Annotated in this window: 26 protein-coding genes; 16 read left to right on the top strand and 10 right to left on the bottom strand. The window is 68.2% G+C overall.

Features of this window, described 5'->3' with window-relative positions:
- Positions 1 to 132: 132 nt before the first annotated feature.
- From OLX02_RS10870 to OLX02_RS10860, 3 genes are read right to left on the bottom strand one after another with little or no spacing between them, the layout of a single operon-like run.
- Positions 133 to 981 carry a metallophosphoesterase family protein gene (locus OLX02_RS10870; protein WP_264422714.1) on the bottom strand — a complete coding sequence of 283 codons (849 nt, stop codon included), beginning with the start codon at positions 979 to 981 and terminating at the stop codon, positions 133 to 135.
- Between the two features lie 31 nt (positions 982 to 1,012).
- Positions 1,013 to 1,888 carry a diacylglycerol kinase family protein gene (locus OLX02_RS10865; RefSeq protein WP_264422713.1) on the bottom strand — a complete coding sequence of 292 codons (876 nt, stop codon included), beginning with the start codon at positions 1,886 to 1,888 and terminating at the stop codon, positions 1,013 to 1,015.
- A gap of 37 nt (positions 1,889 to 1,925) precedes the next feature.
- Positions 1,926 to 2,192 carry a hypothetical protein gene (locus tag OLX02_RS10860; RefSeq protein WP_264422712.1) on the bottom strand — a complete coding sequence of 89 codons (267 nt, stop codon included), beginning with the start codon at positions 2,190 to 2,192 and terminating at the stop codon, positions 1,926 to 1,928.
- A 275-nt stretch (positions 2,193 to 2,467) separates the two neighbouring features.
- On the opposite strand from OLX02_RS10860, the gene OLX02_RS10855 reads away from it, so the two are divergent.
- Positions 2,468 to 2,833, top strand: a complete 366-nt coding sequence (locus OLX02_RS10855; RefSeq protein WP_264422711.1) for a UrcA family protein — start codon at positions 2,468 to 2,470, stop codon at positions 2,831 to 2,833.
- A gap of 135 nt (positions 2,834 to 2,968) precedes the next feature.
- Here OLX02_RS10855 and OLX02_RS10850 read toward each other — a convergent pair whose 3' ends face one another.
- On the bottom strand, positions 2,969 to 3,463 hold the full coding sequence (locus tag OLX02_RS10850) for a winged helix-turn-helix transcriptional regulator (RefSeq protein WP_264422710.1): 495 nt from the start codon (positions 3,461 to 3,463) through the stop codon (positions 2,969 to 2,971).
- 164 nt (positions 3,464 to 3,627) lie between these two features.
- Between OLX02_RS10850 and OLX02_RS10845 the strand changes: the two genes are divergently transcribed.
- From OLX02_RS10845 to OLX02_RS10825, 5 genes are all read left to right on the top strand, one after another.
- The gene (locus OLX02_RS10845; RefSeq protein WP_264422709.1) at positions 3,628 to 3,969 is read left to right on the top strand and encodes a CC_3452 family protein; all 342 of its coding nucleotides are present in this window, start codon (positions 3,628 to 3,630) and stop codon (positions 3,967 to 3,969) included.
- Between the two features lie 134 nt (positions 3,970 to 4,103).
- Positions 4,104 to 4,796 (top strand): hypothetical protein, encoded by a 693-nt coding sequence (locus OLX02_RS10840; protein WP_264422708.1) that lies wholly within the window; start codon positions 4,104 to 4,106, stop codon positions 4,794 to 4,796.
- Between the two features lie 60 nt (positions 4,797 to 4,856).
- A complete protein-coding gene (gene msrB / locus OLX02_RS10835; protein ID WP_264422707.1) occupies positions 4,857 to 5,255 on the top strand; it encodes a peptide-methionine (R)-S-oxide reductase MsrB in 399 nt (132 codons plus the stop codon).
- 141 nt (positions 5,256 to 5,396) lie between these two features.
- Positions 5,397 to 7,598, top strand: coding sequence for a transglycosylase domain-containing protein (locus tag OLX02_RS10830; protein ID WP_264422706.1), 2,202 nt, complete (start codon positions 5,397 to 5,399; stop codon positions 7,596 to 7,598).
- Between the two features lie 101 nt (positions 7,599 to 7,699).
- Positions 7,700 to 7,939 (top strand): hypothetical protein, encoded by a 240-nt coding sequence (locus OLX02_RS10825; protein ID WP_264422705.1) that lies wholly within the window; start codon positions 7,700 to 7,702, stop codon positions 7,937 to 7,939.
- A gap of 81 nt (positions 7,940 to 8,020) precedes the next feature.
- On the opposite strand, the gene OLX02_RS10820 is transcribed toward OLX02_RS10825, so the two are convergent.
- The 3 genes from OLX02_RS10820 to hflK all read right to left on the bottom strand — a co-directional run bounded on the left by OLX02_RS10820 (position 8,021) and on the right by hflK (position 11,661).
- Complete coding sequence (locus OLX02_RS10820; RefSeq protein WP_264422704.1) at positions 8,021 to 9,562, bottom strand: Do family serine endopeptidase; 1,542 nt, start codon at positions 9,560 to 9,562, stop codon at positions 8,021 to 8,023.
- Positions 9,563 to 9,674: 112 nt separating this feature from the next.
- Positions 9,675 to 10,526 (bottom strand): protease modulator HflC, encoded by an 852-nt coding sequence (gene hflC / locus OLX02_RS10815; protein WP_264422703.1) that lies wholly within the window; start codon positions 10,524 to 10,526, stop codon positions 9,675 to 9,677.
- 1 nt (position 10,527) lies between these two features.
- Positions 10,528 to 11,661 (bottom strand): protease modulator HflK, encoded by a 1,134-nt coding sequence (gene hflK, locus OLX02_RS10810; RefSeq protein ID WP_264422702.1) that lies wholly within the window; start codon positions 11,659 to 11,661, stop codon positions 10,528 to 10,530.
- Positions 11,662 to 12,027: 366 nt separating this feature from the next.
- Between hflK and OLX02_RS10805 the strand changes: the two genes are divergently transcribed.
- The 5 genes from OLX02_RS10805 to dnaA all read left to right on the top strand — a co-directional run bounded on the left by OLX02_RS10805 (position 12,028) and on the right by dnaA (position 18,501).
- Positions 12,028 to 12,795 carry an Mrp/NBP35 family ATP-binding protein gene (locus OLX02_RS10805; protein WP_264422772.1) on the top strand — a complete coding sequence of 256 codons (768 nt, stop codon included), beginning with the start codon at positions 12,028 to 12,030 and terminating at the stop codon, positions 12,793 to 12,795.
- A gap of 4 nt (positions 12,796 to 12,799) precedes the next feature.
- Positions 12,800 to 15,097 (top strand): molybdopterin cofactor-binding domain-containing protein, encoded by a 2,298-nt coding sequence (locus OLX02_RS10800; RefSeq protein WP_264422701.1) that lies wholly within the window; start codon positions 12,800 to 12,802, stop codon positions 15,095 to 15,097.
- Positions 15,097 to 16,116 (top strand): ferrochelatase, encoded by a 1,020-nt coding sequence (gene hemH, locus OLX02_RS10795; protein ID WP_264422700.1) that lies wholly within the window; start codon positions 15,097 to 15,099, stop codon positions 16,114 to 16,116. The genes OLX02_RS10800 and hemH overlap by 1 nt, the downstream gene beginning before the upstream one ends.
- Positions 16,117 to 16,263: 147 nt before the next feature.
- Positions 16,264 to 16,524 carry a 30S ribosomal protein S20 gene (gene rpsT / locus OLX02_RS10790; RefSeq protein WP_264422699.1) on the top strand — a complete coding sequence of 87 codons (261 nt, stop codon included), beginning with the start codon at positions 16,264 to 16,266 and terminating at the stop codon, positions 16,522 to 16,524.
- Positions 16,525 to 17,082: 558 nt separating this feature from the next.
- Positions 17,083 to 18,501 (top strand): chromosomal replication initiator protein DnaA, encoded by a 1,419-nt coding sequence (gene dnaA / locus OLX02_RS10785; protein ID WP_264422770.1) that lies wholly within the window; start codon positions 17,083 to 17,085, stop codon positions 18,499 to 18,501.
- 72 nt (positions 18,502 to 18,573) lie between these two features.
- Here dnaA and OLX02_RS10780 read toward each other — a convergent pair whose 3' ends face one another.
- Positions 18,574 to 19,347, bottom strand: coding sequence for a glucose 1-dehydrogenase (locus tag OLX02_RS10780; protein ID WP_264422698.1), 774 nt, complete (start codon positions 19,345 to 19,347; stop codon positions 18,574 to 18,576).
- 112 nt (positions 19,348 to 19,459) lie between these two features.
- Here OLX02_RS10780 and OLX02_RS10775 point away from each other — a divergent pair, with 112 nt between their 5' ends.
- Positions 19,460 to 20,236, top strand: coding sequence for a HesA/MoeB/ThiF family protein (locus OLX02_RS10775; protein ID WP_264422697.1), 777 nt, complete (start codon positions 19,460 to 19,462; stop codon positions 20,234 to 20,236).
- 8 nt (positions 20,237 to 20,244) lie between these two features.
- Here the strand turns inward: OLX02_RS10775 and OLX02_RS10770 are convergent, their stop codons facing one another.
- Positions 20,245 to 20,952 carry an NAD-dependent deacylase gene (locus tag OLX02_RS10770; protein WP_264422696.1) on the bottom strand — a complete coding sequence of 236 codons (708 nt, stop codon included), beginning with the start codon at positions 20,950 to 20,952 and terminating at the stop codon, positions 20,245 to 20,247.
- A 126-nt stretch (positions 20,953 to 21,078) separates the two neighbouring features.
- Between OLX02_RS10770 and dapB the strand changes: the two genes are divergently transcribed.
- From dapB to OLX02_RS10755, 3 genes are read left to right on the top strand one after another with little or no spacing between them, the layout of a single operon-like run.
- A complete protein-coding gene (dapB, locus tag OLX02_RS10765) occupies positions 21,079 to 21,807 on the top strand; it encodes a 4-hydroxy-tetrahydrodipicolinate reductase (RefSeq protein WP_264422695.1) in 729 nt (242 codons plus the stop codon).
- A complete protein-coding gene (nth, locus tag OLX02_RS10760) occupies positions 21,804 to 22,490 on the top strand; it encodes an endonuclease III (protein ID WP_264422693.1) in 687 nt (228 codons plus the stop codon). Before dapB ends, nth begins: the two co-directional genes overlap by 4 nt.
- A 26-nt stretch (positions 22,491 to 22,516) precedes the next feature.
- On the top strand, positions 22,517 to 22,915 hold the full coding sequence (locus tag OLX02_RS10755; protein WP_264422691.1) for a hypothetical protein: 399 nt from the start codon (positions 22,517 to 22,519) through the stop codon (positions 22,913 to 22,915).
- 55 nt (positions 22,916 to 22,970) lie between these two features.
- Here OLX02_RS10755 and OLX02_RS10750 read toward each other — a convergent pair whose 3' ends face one another.
- A complete protein-coding gene (locus tag OLX02_RS10750) occupies positions 22,971 to 24,281 on the bottom strand; it encodes a dicarboxylate/amino acid:cation symporter (RefSeq protein ID WP_264422690.1) in 1,311 nt (436 codons plus the stop codon).
- A gap of 144 nt (positions 24,282 to 24,425) precedes the next feature.
- Between OLX02_RS10750 and OLX02_RS10745 the strand changes: the two genes are divergently transcribed.
- Positions 24,426 to 25,199, top strand: coding sequence for an enoyl-CoA hydratase-related protein (locus OLX02_RS10745; protein ID WP_264422688.1), 774 nt, complete (start codon positions 24,426 to 24,428; stop codon positions 25,197 to 25,199).
- The last annotated feature ends 12 nt before the right edge of the window (positions 25,200 to 25,211 follow it).

The raw sequence follows: 25,211 nt of genomic DNA, 5'->3' as shown, positions 1-25,211 counted from the left end.
CGCGGCAAGCGAGCGACGCTCAAGTCTTCATGAATTGTGTCTCGCTATTGCAAATATGTATCACAATGTGTCGCGTCGGGGCTCGATCTGTTCGCGATCGGGAAATGCAAAGCCCTTGTTCTGATTTTCGCGTCAGTGGACCGGCGGATCGACCGGTGGCACCGCGCCGATGGGAGCGACCGGTTCGCCTTCGCTGCGCGGCGGCATGGCGTTTTCGGGCACGTCCTCGATCTGCATCGCGCGGGTGGGGATCATTTCCAGATTGCGCACGCGCACCTTGATGTCGCCGCTGGCGAACGTCAGTTCGTTGAAGCTGGGCGGGGTGGAGCGAATGCGCTGCGACAGCGTGCCCGCGCCGATCATCCGCACCGGGCCATGGGGCGTGGGGTGGATCAGATCGAACGGATCGTGGACATGGCCCGAAAGCACCGCGAGCACGCCGCGCTTCGCCAGTTCGGCCAGTGCGTGGTCGCCGCCCCGGGTCAGTGCCTTGCCGCGCGTGCCGGCCTCGACCAGCGGGTGGTGGCAGGCGACGACGGCGCGCGTTCCGGCGGGCAGCGTGTCGATCATGTTGAGCGTCTGCGCCAGGGCAGCGTGGCCGACGGTGCCTTTCGACCAGTTCAGCCGCCACTGCGCGCGCGCCGTGGTCTTGAGCGGGACGATCGCCGCGCCAGGCAGCGGAATCTCGCGTTCCACCAGCGCCTCGATCGAGCGAAACCGGCGATAGGGATCGACGAAACGCTCAACCAGATTGAAATAGGGCAGGTCGTGGTTGCCCACTTCCACCGTGACCGGCACGTCGAGCGACTGGATCCAGCGGCAGGCAGCGGCGAATTCGCGGTGGCGCGCGCGCATCGTCAGGTCGCCCGTGATGGCTACTGCGTCGGGGCGCTCCTTGCGCACGCAGTCGACCAGCCAGTCGAGCGCGCGGCGGTCTTCCAGGCCGAAGTGGATGTCGCTGATATGGAACACGCGGGTCATGCGTGCGCCATCTCCCGGCGGCGGGCCGCGGTCAACCACCGGGCGCTGCGGAGGCAAGGAAATGCACTGGCAGCGTGATGCACGCAAAGGTCTCGCGCAGGTCTCCGTCGTGGCGCTCGCCGTCGATCATCAGCGCGATGGGCGCATCGCTGGCGCAGGTAAGCCGGTCACAGGTGCCCAGCTTGTCGTGCGGGCCGGCACGGAAATCGCGCTTCACCAGCATGGCCACGCCCTGCGCCGCCACATCGCCGATCCCTTGCGCGTCATAACCATCGAGCGTGAGCGTGCCCGTGCCCGCATCGATCCGCAGTGCGCGGTAGCCTTCGGGCTTGCCCAGGGCGGGGTCGATCACGCGCACCGTCGGACCGGAAGCGGTGGTGCGCACCGCTTCGCCCAGCGCGGAGGCGATGGTGCCGATATCAAGATCGCGCACGCCTTCGCGCACGTCTGCCCAGGTCGCACCCGGTCCGGCCAGCACTTCGACCAGCGCCGGTCCCTGCGATGTTTCCACCGCCGGGCGCTGCTGCCGGGTGAGGCGCCCTTCGGCAAAGGCGGCGACCACCGCGTCGGCGGTGCAGTCCTCGCCGTGCAGCGCCTTGGCGAGCAGGTTCTGCGTGCCGCCGGGCAGGACCAGCACTTCGCCGTCCCAGCCGATCAGGTGGCGGACCTGCGAATTGGCCGTCCCATCGCCCGTGAAAACGGCGAGCGTGCCGACGCCCGCCTCATCGAGCGCGGCGCGGGTGGGCAGGTCGTCCTCCGGAAAGCGGATGGTGCGCTCTGCCGGGCGCCCGGCGGCGGCGAAGGCATCGATCAACTGTGCGACAGAGGCGTCGTCATTGCTGCCGCTGGCCGCATTGACGACCAGCCAGAGGAGGGGGGCGGCGGACGGCTGGGGTGCATGGCTCATGGCCGCGAGAACCGCGGGGCCGCGGTCCGGTTCCCGGTCAGACCCGCCGCGTGAGGATCAGCCAGGCGGAAACGCCGTTGAGTGCGGTGTAGATGGCATAGCCGATCGCACCCCAGACGATGCCCTCTGCGGCCAGCAGCAACCCGCCCAGCAGCATCAGGAACTCGACGGCGAACGACAGGCGCCGGCTCATCGCGTGGTAGAACCACGGCATCTGGCCCAGCAGCGGATGGCCGCTTTCCATGACCGCGCGGTGCAGCCCGAAATTGGTGATGCCCAGCAGGAAGGTGACGAGAATCGCCATGCCTTCCGACGATAGGGCGCGCCGCGATTCCTGTCATCCGCGTCGTGCTCCTGCCGTTCGCCGATCAGGGGCAGCGGTTCGTCGGTGCATCGCGTCCTTGGTCGGCACGGCTGGCGGGCCGGTCGAGCACGCCGCGCGCTGCGGAAAATCGGCGCGTAGGAAAATGGTCATGCGGCGGCGGTCGCAACCCCCCGAACCCCGCTCCGCCGCCGCAGACCAACCTTGAAGTCCCGTCCCGACCCCCGATCCGAACGACCTTGCCAGAGGAGCCCGCCATGACCCTTTCCGCCGCTTTCCGCCCGCTCGCCCCCCGTGCCCTGACCGCCGCCGCGCTGGCCGCTTCGGCCCTGCTGGCCCAGCCCGCGCTGGCCGCTTCGGCCGCGCCGGTCGCCGAACCGGGCACCGTGTTCGAAACCCGCAGCATGACGGTCAGCTACAACGATCTCGATCTCGGCACCGCGAAGGGCCAGGCCGCGTTCGACGCGCGCCTTCGCCGGGCTGCGGGCGCGGTCTGCGACGTTGCCACCGGTCCGCACCCGCTGGCGATGCGCGCCGCCGAGCAGCGCTGCTTCCGCGATGCGCTCGAATCGGCCCGCGCCAGTTATGCGATGGTGCGCCAGCAGCCGGTGATGGCGCGCTGAACGATCAGGTTCGTCGGGCGGTCCGGACCATATCCCGCCAGTCCCAATGGATCCGGGCCTGTCCGCACGACAGGGCAGGGTCGCCAGTCCAGGCGGCCCTGCCCATTTGTCGTCGCGGTTAATGTCGCGGCAGGATCAGGAAGGAACGGAGCGGAGCTTCGCGCGGGTCTCGGCCGCGTCGATATCGGCCTGGTTGCGCCAGATCAGATCCTGGCCGAACACCACCCGGTCGTCCTGCGCGCGGATCGAGATCGTCTTGATCGGCAGGCCGTCGCGCACGTCGCACAGCACCGGGTCGGAGGGGCCACCGCCCCACTTTTCGCCCCACTGGCGCAGCGCCAGCATGGCCGGCAGCAGGTCCAGCCCCTTGTCGGTCAGGCGATATTCGATTCGCCGGCGATCGTCGGCGCAATGCTCGCGCTTGAGCACGCCGGCTTCGACCAGCCTTGACAATCGGTTCGAGAGGATGTTCCGGGCGATCCCGAGCACGTCGAGGAAATCCTCGAAATGACGGACTCCGTTGAACGCCGCGCGCAGGATCATGAAAGACCAGCGCTCTCCCATGGCCTCGAGCGCCACGGGAAGGCCGCACTGGGCAATGTCGGCAAGAGGTTCTCTGAGCTTGTCCATGGCCAAGTGCCTTACTCCATGCTGCACGAGAATGTAAGTTTCTAGTTGCAACCTAAAACCTATTACGGTAAGTAGTGATTCGCAACGGAAATCGCATCCTCTCCAAGATTTGGCCCCGCCCACGGGTTCCATCGCGAATTTCCGGCATCGAAAGGGGAAGAACCATGATTGCACGTCACAATGGCGCCCTGCGCCAGCTCGTCCCGGCCCTGCTGGCGCTCGCCGGCACTGTCGCCACCTTCGGCGCGACCGCCACGCCTTCGCATGCCGCCACCGGCTATTATTCGGTCACGCTGGCCGCGCCGCTCGCTTCGCCCAAGCGCTTCGTCGATGGCGAGACGCCGTGGTCTTGCACCGGCGCCGAATGCACCGCGCCGCGCAACACCTCGCGTCCCGCGATCGTCTGCGCCCGCGTGGCGAAGAAGGTTGGCGCGGTTACCCGTTTCGCAACGCCCGAGGGCGAGATGACGGCGGAAGACCTCGCGAAGTGCAACGGCACGCACTGATCCGTATCTCTCCAGCGTGAGCCTATCCACACCCGCTGGCTACGCTGGTCTCTCAAGGCCGCGATGGGGTCCTGGCCCCTTCGCGGCCGCTTTTTGTTCATGACCGGTCCACGGCGGCGGCCTATAGCCGGGCGATGCGCACGCCAGCCCTGATCGCCGCCGCCTTTGCCCTGATCGCGACATCGCCTCCGGCGCCGTCGGCCACCCCGGACCTGTCGCGCCTTACGACAGAGCACCGCGCCGACTTGCGCTGCGCCGCCACGCTGGCGATTGGCGCGTCGGAGCAGCAGCGCGGCAGCGAAAGCGCGCTCGCGTTCCCGCCGCTGGCGGTGCGGGGCAAGCGCTACTTCGCCGATGTCGGCGCCCGCGTGGGCGCAGAGGCTGGCCTTTCGCGCGAACAGGTCCGCGATCTGCTCACCGCAGACGTGGCGGAGCTTCAGCACACGGCCGGCAGCGATCCCGATGCGGCGCTCGCGGCGGCCATCAAGCCGTGCCTCGCCCGGCTGGACCGCGCTGTCCCGCCGCTCAAGACCCCCGACCTGCTACGCTGCACGGCGATCCTCTCGATCGCCTTCGACGAACTTCATGCGCGCGAGGGGCTGACTCCCGCGGCGCAGGATCTCAAGACGCTGGCATCCGTGCTTTCCGCGCGTGAGCACGAGGCGCTGGTCGCCGCGGGCAAGAGCGGGGACGAAGCCGATGCCACCATCGCGCTGGCGCATGACGCCATGCTCAAGGAAGCGTTCGACGGAGAGGGCGGAGTGGAAAAATACGAGATCGGCCACTGCTACGACCTCGCGAAGCCGGATACCAAGTCGCACTACTGACACGCCCTTGAGCCGCGCCGGCCTGCGCCCCATATCCCGCGCCGAAGGAGATCCCCCCAAATGGCCGACAAGCTCAACCTGACCGACGCCGAATGGCGCGAGCGCCTGACGCCCGAGCAATATCACGTTCTTCGCCAGGCCGGGACCGAGCGGGCCTTCACCGGGAAGTACGACGGCAACAAGGCGCCGGGCGAATATTTCTGCGCGGGTTGCGGCGCGCCGCTGTTCACCTCCGATGCCAAGTTCGACAGCGGCTGCGGCTGGCCCAGCTTTACCGCCCCGGTCGAGCCTGAAATGGTCGACGAGCATACCGACACCTCGCACGGCATGATCCGCACCGAAGTGCGCTGCGCGCGCTGCGACGGACACCTGGGCCATGTCTTTCCCGATGGTCCCGCGCCCACCGGATTGCGGTATTGCATGAACAGCGCGGCGCTCGATTTCGAGCCGAAAGACTGACGGCGCGCGGCGCGGCCCCCGCCGCGGCAAAAGTTCCGATTAACCCTGTGTTACAAATCGCCTATGCATGGCGCGCGCAGCCGGTCCTTGCTGGGCCGGCGCGGGTCGTGCCGACAAGACTGAGGGAACAACAGGAAACCGATGGCCAGACGGGACACGCCCCGCCGCCCTGAACCGGATCGCCGATCGTCGCGGTCCGAGCGCGAGGGTTCGTTCCTTGGCCGCATGATGCGCCGCCTGATCGTGTGGGGCGGGGGCTTTGCCCTGCTCGGTGCGCTGGGCGTGGCGGTCGCGGTGCTTATCACCGCGCGCTCGCTGCCCGGCTACGAGCGGCTCAAATCGAGCCAGGCCGGCCAGATGATCGTGGTGCGCGCCAACGACGGGTCGGAAATCGTCACGCTGGGGCCAAGCTATGGCAAGTGGGTGCCCTATTCGCGCATCCCGCAGGTGATGAAGGACGCGATGATCTCGGTCGAGGACCGGCGCTTCCGCGATCACTGGGGCGTCGATCCGATCGGTATCGTGCGCTCGGTCATGGTGCGGTTTGAGACCGGGCGCTGGCGGCAGGGCGGATCGACCATCACGCAGCAGCTGGCGCGCAACATCTTCCTCAACAACAGCCGCACCTTCGACCGCAAGATCCGCGAGGCCGTGCTGGCCATGGCGATCGAGAGCAAGTTCACCAAGAACCAGATTCTCGAGCTTTATCTCAACAAGGTCTACTTTGGCGGCGGCGCCTACGGCGTCGATTCGGCCGCGCGCAAGTTCTTCGGGCACCCCGGCGATCAGCTGAGCCTGGAAGAGGCCGCGATCATTGCCGGGCTGGTCAAGGCACCCTCGCACTATTCGCCCACCGCCGATGCGCAGGCCGCTGTCGACCGCGCTGCCGTGGTGATCCAGACGATGCAGGCCGCCGGCGCGATCACGCCCGCTGAAGCCGCCGCGGCCAATCTCAAGGCCGTGAAGCTGGCGCCGGAGCAGGGCCAGAACTCGGCCCGCTACTTCACCGACTGGGTGCTGCCGCAGCTCGACCTGCTGCTGCCCGATATCGAGCAGCCGATCGAGGTGTGGACCACGCTCGATCCCGTGGCGCAGCGCGCGGCGACGTCCTCGCTCCAGGGCAATGTGCCGAGCGGCGTGCAGGGCGCGCTGGTCAGCGTGGACCGCGACGGCGGGGTGCTGGCGATGGTCGGCGGCACCGATTACGTCACCAGCAACTACAACCGCGCGGTCAACGCGGTGCGCCAGCCGGGGTCGGCTTGGAAGCTGTTCGTCTATCTCGCCGCGCTGGAAGCGGGCTACACGCCCGACGACCGCGTGGTCGATGAGCCCGTCACCATCCAGGGCTGGAGCCCGCGCAATTCCGGCGGCACCTATGCCGGCCCGATCGACGTGCGCACCGCCTTCGCCTATTCCAAGAACACCGTCGCCGCGCAGCTCGGCAACGAGGTGGGCTTCGGCGCGGTCGCCAACATGGCACGGCGCTTCGGCATCTCCACACCGATCAACACGCAGCCCTCGATGGTGCTGGGCACCAGCGATGTGCGCGTGATCGACATGGTGCGCGCCTTTGCCGAAGTGCAGGCCAAGGGCACTTCCGTTGTGCCCTATGGCATCCGCAAGGTGACGACCACCGACGGCGAGGTGCTCTACAGCCACCGGCCCGATACCCAGCAGCAGCTGGTGCCGACCTATGTCGCGGCGGCGATCACCGACCTTCTCCAGACCGCGGTCAGCACCGGCACCGGCCGCGCCGCGCAGATCGGCCGCCCGGTCGCGGGCAAGACCGGCACCACCAGCTCTAACAAGGACGGCTGGTTCCTCGGCTTCTCCAGCGGGATCACCACCGGCGTGTGGATGGGCCGCGACGACGCCAAGCCTGTTCCCGGCCTGCAGGGCGGCACCGCGCCCGCGCGCGCCTTTGCCGCCTACATGAAGGTGGCAACGGCGAAGCGTCCGGTCGAAAAGTTCGAAACCGAACTCAAGCTGCCCCAGTGGCAGCTTGAGCCGGACGACGAGGTCTTGCAGAACAACCCCGACGACTATTTCTACGTCGATCCCAATGGCAACGTGGTGGATCAGGGCGGCCGGCGCCAGCAGCAGGACGGTCAGGGCGCTCCTGACCAGGGCGTGCCCGTCGATGATGGCAGCTCCGGCGGCTATGGTGCGGCGCCCGCCGCGAACGACGATTTCCTCGACCGCGCGACCGGGCAGCAGCAGCCTGATCCGGCGGGGCGCCAGCGGCCGATGTCGTCCGGGGCGACGCGCTATCCGCCGGGCGGATCGCCGCGTCCCTTGCCGCAGGTGGGCGTGACGCGGGGCAGCGGTCCATCCACGCCTTAAGGCCGGGCGCCGCCTTTTTCCGACCTCGCGCGCGAACCAATCGCGGTTCCGTTCGTTGCCTTTCCGACGGGTGCAAGCCCGACCGGATACAGGAGACGAACATGGGTCTGCTTCGATTGGCCGCCGTGGGTGCGGCAGGATACTTCATCTGGAACAAGTTCAAGGACAACGGCGCCACCACGCCGGCCGCCTTCGCGCATGGCGAGCAGCCGGGCGCCAATTTCTCCAAGGTCCGCTCTGCCGGCACCGAGGGGATGCGGTCCGACCCGGTGAAGTGGGACAAGGTGGACGATGCCGCCGACAGCAGCTTCCCCGCCAGCGATCCGCCGTCGACCTACTGACGGCTTGATCTCGCCAAAGAAAAAGGCCGCCCCGGATCGTCCGGAGCGGCCTTTTTCATGGCCTGGTGTCTGAGCCGCGGATCAGCGCAGGCGCACCGGCACGTAGATCGCGGGCTGGCCGCGGCGCTGGATGCGCAGCAGCACGGCTTCGCGGTTCTCGGCCTTGGCCTGACGCACCACGGCTTCCAGTTCGGCCAGCGTGGTGACCGGCTTGTAGTTGGCCGACAGCACGATGTCGCCGCGCTGGAGGCCCTTGGTCGCCGCATCGCCCGAGGTATCGACCGCGGTGATGACCACGCCGCGCGTGTCCTCGCTGGCGCCCAGCTGGCGGGCGATCTGCGTGGTCAGCGGGATCGCGGCGATGCCCAGCGCCTGCTGGATCGCCGGGCCGGAGGTCTGCTTTTCGGCGCCCGGCTTGGCAAACCCGCTGTTGTCGTCGTCCTGCGCGTCGGGGTCGAAGGTGTTCTGGGCCAGTTCCTCCTCGCTCGGGCGCTTGCCGACCACGGCCTGCACGGTCAGTCGCTGGCCGTTGCGCATCAGTTCGATCGGGATGCGCTTGCCCGGCGCGGTGTTGGCCACGATGAACGACAGCGTCTGTTCGGGGGTAACGTCCTTGCCATCGACCTTGACGACCACGTCGCCCGCCTGGAGCCCGGCCTTGGCCGCGCCCTGGCCGGGTTCGACCGATTGGATGAACTCGCCGCGGTTCTTGGCGAGGCCCAGCGAGGCAGCCAGATCGTCCGACAGCTGCTGGATGCGCACGCCCAGGTAGCCGCGCTCGATCGCCTGGCCGTTCTTGAGCTTCTCCACGATAGGCGCCGCGATTTCCGCGGGAATCGCGAAACCGATGCCTACGCTGCCGCCCGTGGGCGAGAAGATCGCGTTGTTGATGCCGATCACATTGCCCGACATGTCGAACATCGGACCGCCCGAGTTGCCGCGGTTGATCGAAGCGTCGGTCTGGAGATAGCGGTCATAGGCCGAGCCGGACCCGGTGTTGCGATAGACCGCCGAGATGATGCCGCTGGTCACCGTGCCGCCAAGGCCGAACGGGTTGCCGATGGCGATCACCCAGTCGCCCACGCGGGCATGGCGCGAATCGCCGAACTTCACGAACGGGAACGGCTTGGTGCCGGTGATCTTGAGCACGGCGAGGTCCGACGCCGCATCGCGGCCGACCAGCTTCGCCGGATAATCGGTGCCGTCGGTCATCGTCACGGTGATCGATTCGACCTGCCCCTGCCCGTCGGCGGTGATGACGTGGTTGTTGGTGACGACATAGCCGTCCGCCGAGATGACGAAGCCCGAGCCGAGCGACTGCGCCTCGCGCGTCTGGCCGCCCTGGCCCTGGCCGCCGCCGAACAGGTCGCCGAAAGGCGTGCCGGCGAAGGGGTTGTTGGGCGCAACCTTCACGCGCTGGCGGGTCGAGATGTTGACCACCGCCGGCTGCAGTTGCTGGGTCAGGTCCGCGAAGCTGGCGGGAGCGCCGCCGCGCGGGACCATCGCCTGAATCTGCGCGCTGTCGTTCTGCGCCACCTGGGCTCCGGCAGGGAAGCCCGTCACGAGCGTTGCTGCGCTGCCGGCAAGGAGCAGCGCCGTAGTTACTCCGTAAGCGTATCGCACGTGGCTCTTTCCTCTTTGTCCAAGTTCCGTTTTGCGGCGGATTCCCGCGCCCGATCCCGCTCGGCGATTCACGCTTCGTCGCATGAACGGGATTTGAATGGGCGCGTTCCCGTCATTTTCCGCGGAATTGTTTCAGATATTCGTTGTCCGGCGAAAGAACGATCGCGGTGCTCGATCCCTTCTGCGCGAAGGTCGTGTCATAGCTCTGCATCGCGCGGTAGAAGTCGTAGAACGCCGGGTCCTTGCCGAAGCTGGCGGCATAGGTCTTGGCGGCATTCGCTTCGGCCTCGGCGCGGATGATCTGGGCGTTCTTCAGGCCGCCTGCGCGAATCGTCGCCGCTTCCTGCTGGCGCGCGGTGGACATCCGGGTGAACGCCGATTCAAGCGGAGCGCCATCGGGCAGGTCGGCCCGCTTGATCCGCACGTCGATCACCTGCGCGCCATATTCGCGCGCTTCGTTGTCCAGCCCCTTGCGGATGTTGGCCATGGCCTGCCCGCGCTCGGCGGTCAGCAGCGAGGCGAACGTGCGCTTGCCCAGTTCCTGCCGCAGCACCGAATTGAGAATCGGCTGGAGCTGTTCGGAGACCCGGTCGGCGGTGCCGGCGGTGGCATACATCTTGACCGGATCGATCACGCGGAAGCGGGCATAGGCGTCCACCTCCAGGCGGCGCTGGTCCGCGCTGGTCACCTGCTGGCGTTCCAGGTCCACGTCCATCACGCGCTTGTCGACCCAGACCACCTGCTCGAAGAAGGGGATGCGCCACACCAGCCCGGCGCCGGTCTGGCCGAAATCGGCATTGGGACGGAAGCGGTTGACCACGCGCTGGGGCTCGCCCAGCCGCACGATCACCGCCTGCTGCGTTTCGGGCACCACGATCAGGCAGCTCGACAGCGCGATGATCGCGGCGGCAAGCGCCACGATGGCGATCTTCTGTTCCTGCCAGAGGCGTTCGAGGGTGTTCATCTTACTTGCCCTCCACCGTGGTGCCGTCGGCAGGCGCCGTGCGCTTGATCTCGGGCAGCGGCAGGTATGAATTCACGCCGGGCGTCTCCACGATCACCTTGTCGGTCTGGCTCAGCACGCGCTCCATCGTTTCGTAGTACATGCGCCGACGGGTCACCTCGGGGGCGAGCCGGTACTGCTCGTAAACCTTGTCGAAGGCCGCGGCCTCGCCCTGCGCGCGCGCGGTCAGCTGCTGCGCCCAGGCTTCGGCCCGGTTCACTTCGCTTTGCGCGTCCTGCTGCGCTGCGAGCACTTCCTTGAAGGCATCGACGACCTTGGTCGGCGGGTCGGTCTTCTTGATCTCCACGCCCTGGATCTTCACGCCCGAGTGATAGGCATCGAGCACGCGCTGCATCCGGTCGCGCACGTTCTGCTCGATCGTGGCGCGGCCGGCGCCCATGGCGTCGTTCAGTGAAACTTCGGCGATCGATGAGCGCATCGCCGCCTCGGCCACTTCGCGCACGGTCTGGTCCGGCTCGGCGAGCTGGAACGTGTACAGCTTGAGGTCCTTGATGTTCCAGCGGACGAGGTAGGTGAGGTCGACCAGGTTCTGGTCGGCGGTCAGCATCAGCTTCTCGCCCTCGCCTTCGGGGATCGAATCCCGGCGGATCGAGGTGACGTCCTTGGTCGCGACCGACTGGATCGGCCAGGGCAGCGTGAAAGTCATGCCGGGATGGAGCGTGCGGCTGTACGAGCCGAACGTGGTGACCACGCCCTGTTCCTGCGGGGCGATGCGGTGAACCATCGACGTGCCCAGCCACACCACCACGAACGCGGCCACGCCCAGCGGCAGCCAGGACTTGCCATCGGGCCGCTGCGGCAGGCGGAAGCCGGGGCCGCGCCCACCGCCGCCGCCGTTACCGCCGCCGCGCTTGCGGAACAGTTCCTCGATGTTCGGTCCCTTGCGGCCATCACCGCCCGATGCCGGGGGAAGCCACGGATTGCGCGGGCCGCTCTGCGGAGGGGGAGGCGTGGAGGATGGGCCATCCGCGGACGGACGCTTGCCTTCGGGTGCCGCGGGCGCGCCGCCGGTGGACGATCCCTCGTCCGAACCGTCGTCCCCCGAACCGCCCCATGGGCTTTTCTTTCCCGCCATCGCGCTCGCGGTGCCCGCCATGGGACCGGGGCGCGCAACTCGTCCGCCGAAAATCATCATCCGTTCGTTATAGGAACCCGCGCGGCGAAAAACAGTGTCTCCCTCCCAATTTTCCTTGCTAGGGGACAGCGCGAAGAGGGCCCTTGGGGCCGCAGCGCGGGATATGACGTGAGCCTTGACGAAAAGGCACTGCACGATGCGGTGCAGCAGGTTGCCGGACAGCGGGTGCAGTCTGCCAACGCGAAGGACGGCGTGGCGACGATCGTGCTCGAAGTGGGCGGGATGGACCGGCTCGCGCGCGACAAGCTGGAGATGGCCGTGCGCGATGCCGCGCGCAAGGCGGGCGCCGCCGAAGTGCGCGTGGCGATGACCGCCGAAAAGCGGGCGCCGCTGATCATCGCGGTCGGTTCGGGCAAGGGCGGCGTGGGCAAGTCGACGCTTTCGGCAAACCTCGCGGTCGCGCTGGCGAAGGCGGGACGCAAGGTGGGCCTCGTCGATGCCGACATCTATGGCCCCTCGCAGCCGCGCCTGCTTGCCACCGAAGGCCGCCGGCCCGAGGCGGAAGGCAACAAGATGCACCCGGTGCAGAGCCCGTGGGGCGTGCCGATGCTGTCGATGGGCCACCTGGTCCAGCCGGGGCAGGCAATCGCCTGGCGCGGGCCGATGGCCGGCAATGCGCTGAACCAGCTGATCGACGCGCACTGGGGCGATACCGAGATCATCGTGGTCGACCTGCCGCCGGGCACCGGCGACGTGCAGCTGACCATGCTCCAGAAGCACAAGCCGGCGGGCGCGGTCATCGTCTCCACCCCGCAGGATCTGGCGCTGATGGACGCGACCCGTGCGATCGGCCTGTTCGAGCAGGCACAGGTCCCGATCATCGGCATGGTCGAGAACATGGCCGGCTATGTCTGCCCGCATTGCGGCGAGGAGAGCGATCCCTTCGGCAGCGGCGGCGCGGAAGCGGCGGCGAAGACGATGAACCTGCCTTTCCTCGGCCGCATCCCGCTCGACCTGTCGATCCGGCAGGACAGCGACGGCGGGCGTCCCCCGGCGGCGGGGGAAGGTCCGCAGGCCGAAGCGTTCGCGCGCATCGCCCGCGCGGTGCTCGGCTGGCTCGACCAGCGGAAATGACCCGGTGAGGGTCACCCGGCGGGGCCTGCTGATCGGCGCCGGCGCCGCCGGGGGCCTCATCGTCGCGTTCGGGCTTGTCCCGCGGCACTATGCCAGCCCGCTGGTCGCGGGCGAGGGCGAGCACGTTTTCGACAGCTTCATCCGCATGAGCCGGGACGGCAGCATCAGCGTCGCCGTCCCGTTCTGCGAGATGGGGCAGGGGATCACCACGCTGGTCGCGCAGATCGTGGCGATGGAGATCGGCGCGGACTGGCGGCGCGTGGGGGTGGAGCCCGCACCGGTCAGCCCGGTCTATGCCGATCCGGTGCTCGCCGCGCGCTGGGCGCCGCTATGGCTCCCGCTGGCGCCGTCGCTCGCCGATGCCCCCACCGATACGCTCGCCCGCCTTCACGCCGAGCGCGAGCCGATGATGATCACCGCCGAAGGCACCGCGCTCGCCGCGTTCGAGGCGCCGTTGCGCGCAGCGGCGGCGGGCGTGCGGGCGATGCTGTCGATGGCGGCGGCGGACAAGTGGGGCGTCGGCTGGGAAACCTGCGATGCGCGCGATCACGCGGTCGTCTCGGGCCAGCGGCGTTTCTCGTTCGCGCAGCTGCTGCCGGCCGCCGCCGGCTACGAACCGCCCGATCCGCCGGTGCTGCGCGCCGAGCCGCCGCGCGAAAAGCCGGGCGCCTTCCCCGAAGGCTCGCGCCCGCGCTACCCGCGCCTCGATCTTCCCGCCAAGGCCGACGGCAGCTTCGTCTTCGCCGGGGACGTGCGCCTGCCCGGCATGGTCTTCGCTGCCATCGCGCATGGGCCGCAGGGCGACAGCGTGCTGGCGAGCTATGACAAGGCCGCCGCCGCCGATGTGAAGGGGCTGGTCGGCGTGGTCCATGCCAAGCGCTGGCTCGCCGCCGCGGGCACCACCTGGCACGCCGCGGACAAGGCGCTGAAAGCGATGGACCCGCGCTTCAAGGCCGCTGGCCGCATCGCGGATACCGGTGCGCTCGAAGCGCGCATGGACGCCGCACTGCGCAAGGGGCGGCCCACCCGCCTCGCCGCCGACGGCGATCCCACCGAACTGCTGCGCAAGCCCAGTCTTGTGGCGCGCTACGATGTCGAGCCGGCGCTCCACGCCCCGCTCGAAACCGCCACTGCGACTGCGCGGCTGGAGGAAGGCCGGCTGGAACTGTGGCTGCCCACGCAGGCGCCCGAACTCGCCCGCCGCGCCGCGGCGCGCGCCGCCGGCGTCGCCCGCCGCCATGTGATCGTCTACCCGATGCACGCCGGCGGCAGTTTCGATGCGCGGCTCGACGTGCGCGTTGCCTCGGAAGTCGCGGCGCTCGCAAAAGCGCTGGGGCGGCCGGTGCAGCTGGTATGGTCGCGCTGGCAGGAATCGCTCGCCGCGTTCCCGCGCGCGCCGGTCTCGGCGTTGCTGTCCGCCGCGATGAGCCCGGACAAGCAGCGCCTGCTCGGCTGGCGCACGCGCATGGCGTTGCCCGCCACCGCGATCGAGGCGGGCACCCGCCTGCTCGATGAAACGAGCGTGTCCGCCGCGCTCGCCGCCGCGCACGGCAAGCCCGATCCGCTGGCGTGCGAAGGCGCGCTGCCGCTCTACGCCATTCCCGAAAAGGCGGCCGACCATGTGCCCGCCACCCTGCCGCTGCCCACCGGACGGTTCCGCGGCAACGCCCATGGCTACACCGCCTTCTTCACCGAGAGCTTCGTGGACGAGTGCGCGCACTTCGCCGGGGCTGAGCCGCTGTCGTTCCGGGTGGCGATGCTGGCGGGCCAGCCGCGCCTTGTCGCTTGCCTGCAAGGCGTTGCGCGGCTGGCGATGTGGGGCGGCGGCGCCGATGCCTCGGGTCAGGGCATCGCCTGCCATCGCATGGACCTTGCCGCGTCTTCGGCCGATGGCTCGGGCCAGCGCAGCGGAATGATCGCCGTGGTCGCCACCGCCCGGCAGGAGGAAGGCGCCATCCGGGTCGAGCGGCTTTCCGCCTATGTCGACATCGGCCGGATCGTGAATGTCGATATTGCCCGCCAGCAGATCGAGGGGGGGCTGGTGTTCGGGCTGGCGCAGGCGATCGGCGGCAGCACCGCCTATGCCGCCGGCCTGCCGCAATCGGCGCGGCTGGCCGGGCTGGGGCTGCCCCTGCTTGCCGATTGCCCCAAGGTCGATGTTGCCTTTGCCGATTCAAACGAGGATCCGTTCGATCCTGGCGAGCTTGGCATGGTCGCCGTCGCTCCCGCCATCGCCAACGCCCTGTTTTCGGCGACCGGCCTGCGTTTCCGCCGGCTGCCGCTCCTGTCCGAAGGTCTGTGATGCCTGATTTCCGTCCCGCCGGTGACCCCGCCATCGCCACGGGGAAAGTGGGCGTCCTGCTCGTGAACCTCGGCACGCCCGACGCGCCCGATGCCGGCGCGGTGAAGCGCTACTTGCGTGAATTCCTGTCGGACAAGCGCGTGGTCGAGATTCCCTCGCTGCTGTGGCAGCCGATCCTGCGCGGGATCATTCTCAACACGCGGCCGAAAAAGAGCGCCCATGCCTATGCCCAGGTATGGAGCGACGAAGGCTCGCCGCTCGCCGCGATCACCGCCGCGCAGGCGCGCGCGCTTCAGGCCCGGCTGGGCGATGCGGCGATCGTGCGCCATGCCATGCGCTATCAAAGCCCGGCGATGGCAAAGGAACTCGACGCCCTGCTCGAAGCCGGGTGCGAGCGCATCCTGGTCGCCCCGCTCTATCCGCAATATTCGGGCGCCACGACCGCCAGCGCGCTCGATGCGCTCGCCGACTGGATCAAGGCACGCCGGCGCCTGCCCGCGCTGCGCACGCTGCCCCCCTATCACGACGATCCCGCTGCCATCGCCGCGCTCCACACCGATCTCGCCGCCCAGATCGCGGGGCTCGATTTCGCGCCCGAAGTGCTGCTGCTCAGCTTCCATGGAATGCCGGAGCGCACGCTGCATCTGGGCGATCCCTATCACTGTCATTGCCGCAAGACCGCCCGCCTGGTGGGCGAGGCCTTCGCCGCGACGCATCCGGGCCTCCGGGTGGAAACCGCGTTCCAGTCGCGCTTCGGCCGGGCGAAATGGCTGGAGCCGGCAACCGATGCGGTTCTCGCCGCGGAAGCCCGAAGCGGCACGAAGCGCGTGGCCATCGCGGCGCCCGGTTTCTCGGCCGACTGCCTGGAAACGCTGGAGGAGCTGGCGATTCGCGGCCGCGACGATTTCCTCGCTGCCGGAGGCACGCATTTTGCGGCGCTCGCCTGCCTCAACGCGGGCGAGGCGGGAATCGGCCTGCTGGAAACGCTTGTCCGGCGCGAACTCGCAGGCTGGATCTGACGCGAGAGCGCCAGAATGCGGCGAATCTGTTGACCGGCAACCGCTGTGGCGTTATGGGCGCCGCTTTCCGGAGGGCTTTCCCGCTTTCCGCCAAGATGCATGGGCGTCCCTCAGGATGGCCCCCCAGAGGACAGAAACAGGAACCACATGGCCAACACGCCGCAAGCCCGCAAGCGCATCCGCCGCAACGAACATCGCGCCGAAATCAACGGCAACCGCCTTTCGCGCATCCGCACCTTCGTCAAGAAGGTCGAGACCGCGCTCGCTGGCGGCGACAAGGACGCGGCGGCTGAAGCGCTGAAGGCTGCGCAGCCTGAGCTGGCGCGCGGCGTGGCGCGCGGTGTGCTCCACAAGAACACCGTGGCGCGCAAGATGTCGCGCCTGACCAAGCGAGTCGCTTCTCTCTGATTCGCTTTGGCCGTACCCCGATGGGGTATGGACAGCACAAAAAAGGAACGTGGCCGGCGTGGCGAACGCCGGCCATTTTCTTTTTGTGGCGTGTGACAGCGCTTGTCACACCGCCCGTTACGACGAAGTCACGGAATCATCGCGATTCGCGGGCGAGTTTCGGGAAAATCGTTTTAAAACAATATCTTAATGGAGTTCTGCGGGGCCCCGTTGAGTCAAGCCGGTTTATTTCAATTTTTTTGCGAGGCGCCGCTTGCGCAGACCCCGCGTCGGCCAATAGACAGGTCGAACCGGCGGTGGCGGGGGCCTCTGTTCAAGCAGGGTGATCGTCCGGCCGGTGTCACGAAAATCGATTGAAACAGAGTCCGGCGTGTCAAAAAGGCGCGTTCCGGGCTGGGGTATGGTCATGTCTGCAGAGGGGGCACTTATGCAGGCAGGGATGCGGGGCGGCTGCGCGTGAAAACAGACGAATACGGCAGTGGCGGCGCCGGGCGTGGCGCCGGCATCAACAAGACATCGGCGTCGGCCGGGAATATGAAGAAGGGACGTGACGGTACAATGATCGAGGACCAGGAAGCGCTGGATCTGGCAGCCGACTGGGCCGACATCAGCCAGGGCCTGAAGAAGGACCTGGGGCCGCAGTTGCACAGCCAGTGGATCAAGCCGATCCAGCTTGGCAGCTTCTGCAAGGAGACCGGCACGCTGGACCTGTTCCTGCCGACCGAATTCTCTGCCAACTGGGTGGCGGACCGTTTTGCCGATCGTCTCAGCCTTGCATGGAAGATCGCCCGCGCAGAAGTGCGCCAGGTGCGAATCACCGTGCATCCGCGTCGTCGGGCGATGCCGGAACTGCGTGTGGGTGGCAGTGCCTTTTCGGGCAGCGGCTTTGCCGGGGCGGAGCCCATCCAGCCCGCGCAGCGCATTCCCGCCGCCCCGATGGTTGCCGATTCGGCAATGACCGGGCTGGACCCTTCGCTGACCTTCGCCGAATTCGTTTCGGGTTCGGCCAATGTGCTGGCGGTCAACGCCGCGCAGCGCATGGCGGCGCTGGAAACGCCGCAGTTCTCTCCGCTCTACCTCAAGGGGTCGACCGGCCAGGGCAAGACCCACCTGCTTCATGCCATCGGCCACGCCTATGCCGCGAACAAGCCGGGCGCGCGCATCTTCTACTGCTCGGCCGAGCGGTTCATGATCGAATTCGTTCAGGCCATGCGCTCGAACGAGATGATCGAGTTCAAGTCGCGCCTGCGCGGTTTCGACCTGCTGCTGGTCGACGACATCCAGTTCATCATCGGCAAGTCGAGCACGCAGGAGGAATTCCTCCACACGATCGACGCGCTGATGAGCGCGGGCAAGCGCCTCGTCGTCGCCGCCGACCGTGCGCCCCAGGCGCTGGACGGGGTGGAGCAGCGCCTGCTCTCGCGCCTGTCGATGGGCCTGGTCGCCGATATCCAGCCCGCCGACATCGAGCTGCGCCGCAAGATCCTCGAACACCGCCTGACCCGCTTCACCAGCACGCCGGTTCCATCGGACGTGGTCGAGTTCCTCGCCCGCACGATCAACCGCAACGTGCGCGAACTCGTCGGCGGCCTCAACAAGCTGGTCGCCTTCGCGCAGCTCACCGGCCAGCCGGTGTCGCTCCAGCTGGCCGAAGAACAGCTGACCGACATCCTCTCGGCCAACCGCCGCCGCATCACCATCGACGAGATCCAGCGCACGGTCTGCCAGTTCTACCGCGTCGACCGCACGGAAATGGCTTCCAAGCGCCGTGCCCGCGCGGTGGTGCGCCCGCGCCAGGTCGCGATGTACCTCGCCAAGGTGCTGACGCCGCGCTCCTATCCGGAGATCGGCCGCAAGTTCGGCGGGCGCGACCATTCCACCGTGATCCACGCGGTGCGCCTGATCGAGGAACTGCGCTCGCGCGATGCCGACATGGACGGCGATGTGCGCACGCTGCTGCGCCAGCTCGAAGACTGACGGGAAACGACGAAGGGGCGCAGGGGCAGCAAACCCCTGCGCCCCTTCGTGCGTCAGCCGGCCCCGGGCGCGTCAGCCCGCGGTGGCGCCTCCATCGACGACCACTTCGCTGCCGGTCATGAAGGCGGCCTTGTCCGAGGCGAGGAAGACGATCGCATCGGCCACGTTCTGCGGCTGGCCCATGTGACCCAGCGGGTGGAGCTGATTCGCCACCGACCGCGCCTCGTTCTCGCCCATGCCGGTCAGGCCGGAGAGGCCGTGGACCACTTCGTCGCCCATCGCCGTCTCGATCACGCCCGGATGGACCGAGTTCACGCGGATGCGAGAAGGCGCCAGTTCCAGTGCTGCGCCCTTGGTGAACAGCCGCACCGCGCCTTTCGAGGCGTTGTAGCACGCCGCCCCGGCCGATCCGACCAGCCCCGCCATCGACGAGAGGTTGATTACCGAGGCGCCCCCCGGCCACTTCGCGGCACGCTCGGCAAGCAGCGGGATCGCGGCGCGGGTGCCCAGGAACACGCCTTCCACGTTCACGCGGTGCAGGCGCTGCCATTCCTCCAGCGTGGTCTCGATCAGCGGCTTCATCAGGAACAGCCCGGCGTTGTTGACGAGGATGTCCAGCCCGCCGGCTTCGGCGCGCAGCCATTCCATCGTCGCCGCCCAGTCGGCCTCGCTCGTCACGTCCTGCGCGCGGGCAAGCCCGCCGATCTCGGCCGCCAGCGCATCGGGCGCGGCAAGGTCGGTGACGGCCACCTTGGCGCCGGCGGCGGCGAGCGCACGCGCGGTAGCGGCCCCGATCCCGCGCGAAGCGCCGGTAACGAGCGCCACTCTTCCTGATAGTTCAGCCATTCCTGTTCCCCTCTGGTCTGTTTTGACCAGCCTGCGCGAGCGCACGCCGATTGTCACGCGGGCAATCGCGCCGCCCTCGCCTTCGCCGATCTTTGCCTTTAAGGCGCGGGACATGACACTCGACGCCGATCGCATCGACCGTTTCGCCCGCCACATCGTCCTGCCCGAAGTTGGTGGCGCGGGGCAGGCGCGGCTGGTGCAATCGCATGTCGTGCTGGTCGGCATGGGCGGCATCGGCTCGCCCGCGCTGCAATACCTCGCCGGCGCTGGAATCAGCCGGCTGACGCTGATCGACGATGACGTGGTGGAGGCGTCGAACCTCCAGCGCCAGACGATCTACACGGTGGGCGACATCGGCCGCTCGAAGGCCGAGGCCGCCGCCGACTGGGCACGTCGCTTCGACCCGGCGCTGGCCGTCACGCCCCATGTGCTGCGCGTCACGCGGGATAACGCGGGCGAGCTGATCGCCGGGGCGGACGTGGTGCTCGATGGCTGTGACAACTTCGCCACGCGGCTGGCGGTGTCCGATGCCTGCGTCGCGGCGGGCATTCCGCTCACCAGTGCGGCGCTCGGACGGTTCCAGGGGCAGGTGGCCAACTTCGCCGGACACCGCGAAGGCCACTCCTGCTACCGCTGCTTCGTGGGCGACGCTTTCGATGCCGAGGATTGCGACACGTGCGCCGATCTGGGCGTGCTGGGCGCGATGGTCGGCATGGTCGGGGCCTTCGGTGCGATGGCGGCGATGCGCGTGCTGCTCGAAGGCGTCTCCACGCTGGGCGATCCCCAGTGGGGCCAGCTTCACGTCCTCGACGGGCTGAAGCCCTCTCTGCGCACGATGAAGATTGCGCGCGATCCCGAATGCAGGGGCTGCGGCGGGTCAGCCGGCTAGCCTCTCGTCTAGCCCAGCATCTCGTCCACCCACGCGGGCACGATCTCGGTCGCCGGGCCCAGCCGCGTTTCGTCGAACCAGGCCGATCCCTGCGAGCGCTCCAGATTGAGTTCGAGCGTCCGCGCGCCCAGATCGCGCGCCGCGCGCACGAAACCGGCGGCGGGATAGACCGCGCCCGACGTGCCGATGGAAACGAACAGGTCCGCCTCGCGCAGCGCCGCGAAGATCTCGTCCATGCGGTAGGGTACTTCGCCGAACCACACCACGTCCGGGCGCAGCGCCGGGGCGGCGCAGGCAGGGCAGGGCGGCCGGTGCGACAAGGGGCCGGTCCAGCGGTGCCGCGCATCGCACGCCGCGCACCACGCGGTGAGATGCTCGCCGTGCATGTGCAGCACGTTCAATGCGCCGCCTCTTTCGTGCAGGTCGTCCACGTTCTGCGTCACGATCAGCACTTCGCCGCCGGCTTTCTTCGGCCATTCGCGATCCAGCCGGGCCAGCGCGGCGTGCGCGGCATTGGGCTGCTTGGTCTGGATCGCGGCGCGGCGCATATCGTAGAAGCGGTGGACCAGATCGGGATCGCGCGCGAAAGCTTCGGGCGTGGCCACGTCCTCCACCCGGTGCTGTTCCCACAGTCCGCCGGCATCGCGGAAGGTGTCGATGCCGCTTTCCGCCGAAACCCCGGCGCCGGTCAGGATCACGATGTTGCGCACGTGCACGGGTTCGCTTCTCCGTCGTCGCCCCGAACTTGTTTCGGGGTCCAATGTGCCGCAAGGACGGCTAAGGGTGTGGGGCACCAGCGATGCCGAAACAAGTTCGGCATGACGGGGCCGTAGGAGGTTGTTGTGGCGCGTATCGGGATTATCGGCAACGCGGGCCGGATGGGCCAGGCTCTGGAAGCGGCCATCATGGCCGCAGGGCATGATTATGCCGGCGGTATCGACAAGGGCGGCGATCCTCTGGCGCTGGCGCAGGACAGCGACGTGCTGGTCGATTTCTCCGCGCCGGTCGCGCTGGAGCACAATCTCGACGCCGCGATCCATGCCGGCGTGCCGATCGTGGTGGGCACCACGGGGCTTGAGGAACGCCATCACTGGCTGGTCGATGCGGCCGCCGTCTCCATCCCCGTACTCCAGACGGGCAACACCTCGCTCGGCGTCACGCTGCTTGCGCATCTGGTGCGCGAGGCGGCCTCGCGGCTGGGCGATGACTGGGACATCGAGATCGTCGAGGCGCACCACCGGATGAAGGTCGATGCGCCTTCGGGCACCGCGCTGCTGCTGGGCGAAGCGGCGGCGCGCGGCCGCGGCACGGACCTGTCGGACGAGGCCGTGCGCGGCCGCGACGGCATCACCGGCGCGCGCGTGCCGGGCACCATCGGTTTCGCCAGCTTGCGCGGAGGCACCGTCGCGGGTGACCATTCGGTGCATTTCCTGGCCGACAACGAACGGCTCACGCTGTCGCATCTGGCCGAGAACCGCGGCATTTTCGCGCGGGGCGCGATTCGCGCAGCGGAATGGCTGATCGGCAGGCCGGAAGGCCGCTACACCATGCCGGAAGTGCTCGACCTTTGAAGAAGGACGACGTCTTCGAATTCTTCCGGCGGCTGGCCGAGGCCGACCCCGATCCGCAGACCGAACTGGAATTCGGCAACGTCTACCAGCTGCTGGTGGCGGTGACGCTGTCGGCGCAGGCGACCGACGTCGGCGTCAACAAGGCGACGCGCAAGCTGTTCGCCGAGGTCAAGACGCCCGCACAGATGCTGGAACTGGGCGAGGAAGGCCTGAAGGCGCACATCAAGACCATCGGCCTGTTCAATTCCAAGGCGAAGAACGTCATCGCCATGGCGGAAATCCTCGTGCGCGAGCATGGCGGCGAAGTGCCGGCGGACCGCGATGCGCTCACCGCGCTGCCCGGCGTGGGGCGCAAGACCGCCAATGTCGTGCTCAACTGCGCGTTCGGCGCGGAAACCTTCGCGGTCGATACGCACATCTTTCGCGTGGGCAACCGCACGGGCATGGCCAAGGGCAAGACCCCGCTCGCGGTCGAGAAGCAGCTGGAAAAGAAGGTGCCGCAGCCGTTCCGCGTCGGCGCGCACCACTGGTTGATTCTCCACGGCCGCTACATCTGCAAGGCACGCACACCCGAATGCTGGCGCTGCCCGGTGGTTGACCTTTGCGGCTACAAGGCGAAGGTATTGCAGAAGGGCGCGAAGCCGGAGCCGGTGAAGACGCCCAGGGCGCCGAACAAGAAATAAGGCAGGCGCCAGAAGGAGAGCAAGCCATGAACGTGCTGCGTCTCATCGTGCCGGCGGCGGCGATTGTTGCGCTGTCGGCCTGTGCCCCCACCACCACGCGTGGCAACGACGGCCACGGCAAGGACGTACCCGCGGCGCGTCCCACTGGCGCGGCGCTCAGCTGCCTGCCGCTCGCGCAGATTTCCGAAAGCCGCGTGCGCGACGACTGGACCATCGATTTCCGCACGCTGGGCAACAAGTGGTATCGCAACACGCTGCCCTACCGGTGTAGCGGCCTCGGCTTCGAGCAGGCGTTTTCCTACGCGACCTCGCAGTCGCAGCTGTGCAGTACTGACATCATCACCGTGATCCAGACCGGCACCCCGGCCGGTTCGCGCGGTTCGTGCGGGCTGGGCCAGTTCCAGCCGATCGAACTGGTGAAGTAGCGGCGCGGCACGGCGGAGCGGCACCCTGCCTCCGCCGCCGTGCCGCGCCGGACTCTTACTGCTCCGGGTCGAGATGCAGCCCGCGCCGCCCATGCTCGGGCGTGTCGTGCGGGGGCAGCGCCTCCGGCGCGTCCGGATCCATCGGCACCTGAAGCATCCCCTCCCACTTGGTGATGACCGAGGTCGCCACGGCGTTGCCCACCACGTTCGTCGCGGTGCGTCCCATGTCGAGGAAGGTGTCCACCCCCAGCAGCAGCGCGATGCCTTCCACCGGCAGGCCGAACTGGGTCAGCGTGGCGGCGATGACCACAAGGCTCGCGCGCGGAACGCCGGCGATGCCCTTGGACGTGACCATCAGCGTCAGCAGCATGGCGATCTGCTGCCCGGCGGACAGCGGGATGTCATAGGCCTGCGCGATGAACATCGTCGCGAAGCTGGTGTACATCATCGAGCCATCGAGATTGAACGAATAGCCCAGCGGCAGCACGAAGCCCGAGATGCGGCGCGGCACGCCGAAGCGGTCGAGCTGCTCGAACAGCTTGGGCAGGGCGCTTTCCGAACTGGCGGTGGAGAAGGCCAGCAGCAGCGGCTCGCGGATATAGCGTGCCAGCAGGATCACGCGCTTGCCCAGGAAGATACCGCCAAGGCCGAACAGGATCACCCACAGCAGCGTCAGGCCGAAGAAGAACTCGGACACGAACACGCCGTAGGTCAGGATGATCGACAGGCCCTTGGTCGCCACCACGGAGGCGAGCGCGCCGAACACCGCCAGCGGCGCGACGCGCATGACGTAGTCGGTGATCGTCAGCATCAGCGTGGCCAGCGCTTCCGCTCCGCGCACCAGCGGCGCGCCCTTCTCGCCGATGGCGGAGAGCGCGACACCCGCGAACAGCGAAAAGACCAGGATTTGCAGAACGTTGTTCTTGGCCATCGCCTCGAACACGCTGGTCGGGAAGATCTCCAGCACGAAGTGGCGCAGCGTGAAATCGGCCGTGGCGAGATCGCCCACCGGGCCGGCGGCGGTGAACTGCAGGCCCACGCCCGGCTTGAACAGGTTGACCAGCAGCAGGCCCAGCCCGATCGAGATCAGGCTGGCGGTGATGAACCACGCCAGCGCCCGCCCGCCGATCCGGCCGAGCGCGGCGCTGTCGCCCATGCCGGCGATGCCCGTCACCAGCGTCGCCAGGATCAGCGGCGCGATGATCATCTTGATCAGGTGCAGGAACACCTCGGGCATCAGCTTGAGCGTGTCGGCGATCGACGCCAGCGTCTCGCTGCCGGCCGGGTAGACGCGGTTGAGCGCGAAGCCCGTCACGATGCCGAGCACCATGGCGATCACGATGTAGAGGGTGAGGCGCCTGCCCAAGTTTCCGGTCCCTTCGCAATATTGTTGCGAGAGAGACTAACGGAGCAAGGTGGCGGCGGCAACGTTGCTGGACCGGTCATCCCCGCCCTAGTCATCGCCGGAATGCGTCCCTAGGCTTGGCGCAAACAGCACGAGGGATGCCGCATGGACAGGATCAGAGTGGAGCGCGCGGGGCCGGTCACCACCGTCACGCTGGCGCGGCCGAATGTGCTCAACGCGATCGACGCGGCAATGCACGATGAACTGGAAGCCGCGTTCAACGCCTTTGCCGCCGATCCGGACCAGTGGATCTGCGTGGTGACCGGCGATGGCCGGGGCTTTTGCGCGGGAAGCGATCTCAAGTCGGTGGTGGAGCACGGGCACAAAGGCTACCCGGCACACGGCTACGCCGGGCTGATCGAGCGCTTCGATTGTCCCAAGCCGTTCATCGCGGCGGTCAACGGCCTAGCGCTGGGCGGCGGGTTCGAAGTGGCGCTGGCCTGCGACATCATCGTCGCCGCCGAAAGCGCGAGCTTCGGCCTGCCCGAACCGCTGGTCGGCGCGGTAGCGCTGGGCGGCGGCGTCCACCGCCTCGCCCGCCAGATCGGGCTGAAGCAGGCGATGGGCATGATCCTCGCCTCCCGCCGGGTGAGCGCGGCCGAAGGCGAACGGCTGGGCTTCGTGACCGAAGTGGTGCCCGACGGCGATCTGGCGGCGGCGACGCAGCGCTGGGTCGATGCCATCCTGAAAGGCGCGCCGCTGTCGATCCGCGCGTCGAAGGAAGCGGTGATGCGCGGGCTGGACGAGCCGGGCGTGGCCGATGCGATGCGCAACCAGGCGGACTATCCAGCATTTGCCACATGGCGCCAGAGCGAGGACGCGGGCGAGGGCGCGCGCGCCTTTGCCGAGAAGCGCGCGCCGGTGTGGAAGGGGCGCTAGAAGCCCCTTCAG

Origin of the sequence: Novosphingobium sp. KCTC 2891 (assembly GCF_025938155.1) — a bacterium.
Taxonomy (GTDB): domain Bacteria; phylum Pseudomonadota; class Alphaproteobacteria; order Sphingomonadales; family Sphingomonadaceae; genus Novosphingobium.
This window is presented reverse-complemented; position numbering and strand designations above follow the sequence as displayed.